The sequence below is a fragment of the Candidatus Symbiopectobacterium sp. genome, from assembly GCF_020054415.1.
Lineage (GTDB): Bacteria > Pseudomonadota > Gammaproteobacteria > Enterobacterales > Enterobacteriaceae > Symbiopectobacterium.
The window spans coordinates 1-2,835 of sequence record NZ_JAHWCO010000362.1; the positions used below are offsets into that span (position 1 = coordinate 1).

Genomic DNA, 2,835 nt, shown 5'->3' on the forward strand with positions numbered 1-2,835 from the left:
GGGGGTGAAAAAGGATGAGCATCGCTAGGATATCAGACTACCAGAAACCTCAACTTGAGGTAGTGGAGCATCGCGTGGCTGACACTGATGATGGATTCATCATGCTGGCGATGGATCTTTACGAAGAACTGATCGGCGCTAATTTGACTCGCAATCAAGCCAAGGTGGCACACGCTGTATGCCGAAAGACATACGGCTTCAAGAAGAAAATGGATCGCATTGCTGACAGTCAATTAGCCGAGCTTTGCAGAATCAGCAGGTCAAAGGCCAACATTGCCAAAAATGAGCTTATCGCCATGAAAGTTCTGGTGAAAGACGGAAGCAAAATTGGCCCAAACAAAAACATATCAGAATGAGAGATCCCGGAGTGTTCCCAAATAGATAACATTGTTACCAAATCGGGAACAAAAAATGTTACCAAATTGGATACACCTGGTGTTACCAAAACGGAACACACAAAAGATATCTTTAAAGATAAAATAAATAATACCCCCTTACCCCCTACGGGTGAAAGTGTGAAGGGGGGTAAACCATCCAAACGAAAATCAGACCCAATCAAATACGACGACTACCTGAACGCCTACAACGAAGCCGTGGGTGACAGACTGCCTCACGCTGTTGAAGCCAATGACGAGCGAAAATGGAAACTAGCCGCTCTGGTTAAATCTCTGGCCACGCCAAACCTTGACGGCTTCAAGTCTTACGTCAGGGCGTTTATGGCTGCTGCCAGGCCGTTCCACTTTGGCGACAATGATCGCGGCTGGGTGGCTAATTTTGATTACCTGCTTCAGCGCAAAACGCTGACGAAAATCAGGGAGGGTACGCTATGAGACAGGATATCGAGGCCAGTGTTATTGGTGGCCTGCTGATCGGCGGTTTAACGCCAACGGCAACTGACGTTCTGGCAACGCTGGATGCGGAAACATTCGAGATCCCGATTTACAAACGAGCCTATGAGGTGATCCGTAAACAGGCCCGCACACGAAACATGATTGATTCTCTGATGGTTGCCGAGGAATGTGGCGATGAGCATTTTGCCGACATCATGGAAACGGCGCGTAGCTGTCCCAGCGCTGCAAACCTGCGTGGCTATGCTGACATGGTGACTGAGATGTACCAGCGGCGCGTGTTCATTGCGGCTGTTGACGAGATGCGCGGGACAATCGGTAACGGATCCCTTGAGCTGGCTACCGTGGCTATGGATGAACTGGTAGGCCGTCTGTCCAGCATTCGAAAGCCAAAGCAGGAAGTAAAACCGGTTCGTCTTGGTGAAATAATCACTGACTACACCAACACGTTAGAGCGCCGGCTGAAAAACGGGGAAGAGTCCGACACGCTGAAAACTGGCATTGATGACTTGGACGCGATCACCGGTGGTATGAACGCTGAGGATCTTGTGATTGTCGCTGCACGGCCCGGAATGGGGAAAACTGAACTGGCGCTTAAGGTTGCCGAAGGCGTGGCAAACCGGAAGTTACCCGGGGAGAACCAGCGGAGGGGCGTTCTGATTTTCAGCATGGAAATGAGTTCTCTACAGGTAGCTGAGCGTTCGATAGCCGGGGCAGGGCGGATGTCGGTAAGTCTGCTGCGTAACCCTTCAAACCTTGACGATGAGGGATGGGCGAGGATTGTTGACGGGATTAACCGACTGGCAGATCTTGACGTATGGGTAGTCGATGCTTGCCGCCTGACGGTGGAGGCAATCGTAGCCATTGCCAAGCGGCACAAACAGGAGCACCCAGCGCTATCGCTGATCATGGCAGATTATCTCGGGCTGATCGCCAAACCGAAAGCGGAGCGTAACGACCTTGCCATAGCCCATATCTCATGGAGCCTAAAGGCAATGGCCAAGACGCTGCGAACGCCAGTGATCGCGCTTAGTCAGCTATCACGAGACGTTGAAAAGCGACCTAACAAGCGCCCGACCAACGCCGATTTGCGTGACTCTGGCAGCATTGAACAGGATGCCGACTCAATCATCATGCTCTACCGCGACGCGGTGTATAACGAGAATTCACCCGCCGCTCCATTCGCAGAAATCATCGTCACAAAAAACCGATTCGGCTCACTTGGCACAGTCTACCAACGATTCGTTAATGGTCATTTCATTGAGTGCGACCAGGACGAAGCGCGGGAGAAGTGCACGACAAGGCAGCAGACAGAAACCAGCGTACGCAGGTACGCAAAAGGCGCTGACGTCTAGGCAAACAAACAGGAGGAGTGATGAAAAGGGATACACGGAAAGCCGCTGAAAGAAGTTATAGGTTTTTAAAGCGAGGGCAATAGGAATGACAGCCTATCTAACAGAATGCATCGTGGGGCTGCTGGCAATGGCAGCCCTTTTTGTTTGGGTGGGTAAATATGGAGCGCTGGGAAAGTGAGCACAGAGCAGAGCATGGCGGATTTTGAAGAGTGGTTTCGTTTCCATTGCGACGTTGGCGAGAGTGAATTGCTTTTACCAAGAGCTAACGGTGGCGCGAATTACAGCTATCCCGAAACAGATTTGGTGTGGATTGCATGGCAGGCCAGCCTTGCGGCGCTGGTGGTAAACATTGAACAGCACAATGAGTTCGAAATTAATCACATCGCATCACCAGAGCCAGAAAAGGACACATACGCCATCGGTTGGATTGACGGCAGGAACTATGCCGCCAAGCAGGTTCGCGCAGCCGGAATAACAGTGAAGGAGGGGTGATGGATAAAACACGCTTCCTGCTGCGTGATGAACGAATACGAAAAAACCTGAAAGCCTTTATTGATTCCCTGCCCACCGACCCACACCGCCCTCTCGAAATTACCATCAACGATGCTAAACGGACATTACCGCAGAACGAC

At 51.2% G+C, this 2,835-nt stretch carries 4 protein-coding genes and 1 pseudogene; all 5 read left to right on the forward strand.

Translation table 11 applies throughout. The features are described 5' to 3' along the window. Positions 1 to 14: 14 nt before the first annotated feature. Positions 15 to 353, forward strand: a pseudogene (locus tag QZ506_RS10690) (replication protein); the annotation flags it as partial. A gap of 69 nt (positions 354 to 422) precedes the next feature. Further along, positions 423 to 830: a hypothetical protein gene (locus QZ506_RS10695; protein WP_291971000.1), complete on the forward strand. Its 408-nt coding sequence runs from the start codon at positions 423 to 425 to the stop codon at positions 828 to 830. Then, positions 827 to 2,203, forward strand: a complete 1,377-nt coding sequence (locus tag QZ506_RS10700) for a replicative DNA helicase (protein ID WP_291971002.1) — start codon at positions 827 to 829, stop codon at positions 2,201 to 2,203. Before QZ506_RS10695 ends, QZ506_RS10700 begins: the two co-directional genes overlap by 4 nt. A gap of 192 nt (positions 2,204 to 2,395) precedes the next feature. Continuing rightward, a complete protein-coding gene (locus QZ506_RS10705; protein ID WP_291971004.1) occupies positions 2,396 to 2,695 on the forward strand; it encodes a hypothetical protein in 300 nt (99 codons plus the stop codon). Beyond that, a partial coding sequence (locus QZ506_RS10710) for a recombination protein NinB (protein ID WP_291971006.1) occupies positions 2,695 to 2,835 on the forward strand: 141 nt, incomplete at its 3' end. The genes QZ506_RS10705 and QZ506_RS10710, both read left to right, overlap by 1 nt.